Origin of the sequence: Streptomyces sp. NPDC001407 (assembly GCF_042895325.1) — a bacterium.
In the GTDB taxonomy this organism is placed as follows: domain Bacteria; phylum Actinomycetota; class Actinomycetes; order Streptomycetales; family Streptomycetaceae; genus Streptomyces.
Window position 1 is genome coordinate 1 of the sequence record NZ_JBIAWF010000068.1, and the last position, 1,277, is coordinate 1,277.

A 1,277-nucleotide genomic window follows, 5' to 3' on the forward strand; every position below is an offset into this window, starting at 1 on the left:
TGCGTCGCCGGCGCACTCACCCTCGACGACGCCGCACGCATCGTCGCCGTACGCAGCGACGCCCTCAGGCAATTGGCCGGGCACGGTGCGATGGCCTCTCTCGGAGTGGGCCAGGAGCAGGCCGCCGAGCTCGTCGACGGGCGGCCGGGCGTGGGCATCGCGGGCGTCAACAGCCCTTCCTCCACGGTGATCTCGGGCCCGCCCGAGCATGTGGCCGCCGTGGTCGCGGACGCGGAGGCACGCGGCCTGCGGGCGCGCACGATCGATGTGGACTACGCCTCGCACGGCCCGCAGGTCGACGAGATCGCCGACCTGCTCGCCGAGCGTCTCAGCGGTATCCGGCCGGTGGACACCGACGTGGCGTTCTACTCCACCGTCACCGCCGGGCGCCTGGGGACCACCGGCCTGGACACGGCGTACTGGATCACCAACCTGCGCCGGCCCATCCGCTTCGCCGACACCGTCGAAGCGCTCCTGGCCGACGGCTACCGCCTCTTCATCGAGGCCAGCCCCCACCCCGTGCTCAACCTGGGCATCCAGGAGACCGTCGACCACGCCGGCGTCACGGCCGCCATCGTCCCGACCCTGCGCCGTGACCACGGCGGCCTCACCCAGCTCACGCACTCCGCCGCCCTGGCCTTCACGGCCGGAGCGGACGTCGACTGGCGGCGCTGGTTCCCCACCGAGCCGGCCCCCCGTACCGTCGACCTCCCGACGTACGCCTTCCAACGTCAGCGCTACTGGCTCAAGCGCGCCACCGCGGCCGCGGCTGTCGGCGCAGGTCATGACGCGGCCGAAGCACAGCTGTGGCAGGCGATCGAGGATCTGGACATGGAGGCGCTCGCCGGCAGTCTGGAGATCGAGGACCGGCCGGAGACCGTCGAGGCACTGGAGCCCGCGCTGCCGGCCCTCTCGGCCTGGCGCCGACGGCACCGGGAGAAGTCCACGATCGACTCCTGGCGCTACCACGTCACATGGGAGCACCGGCCCGACGCCTCGACGACACCGGAACTGAGCGGGGACTGGCTGCTCTTCGTTCCCGAGGCACAGGCCGACCACCCCGCCGTACGGGCCACGGCGGAGGCGCTGCAAGAGCACGGCGCGGTCGTCCGGCTGCATGCCGTGGAGACGGGGCGCGTCAGGTGTGAGTCCTTGGCCTCGGTGGACACGTCCGGGCTGGCCGGGATCGTCAATCTGCTGGCGCTGGACGAGGAACCGCACCCCGAGCACCCGGCCGTCCCCGCAGGACTCGCCGCGACCACCACCCTCATCCAAGC

Annotated in this window: 1 protein-coding gene; it reads left to right on the forward strand. The window is 72.5% G+C overall.

Translation table 11 applies throughout. From position 1 onward, the window contains the following. On the forward strand, positions 1-1,277 hold a 1,277-nt coding region (locus ACFY1P_RS35395), incomplete at both ends, for an acyltransferase domain-containing protein (RefSeq protein WP_390753015.1).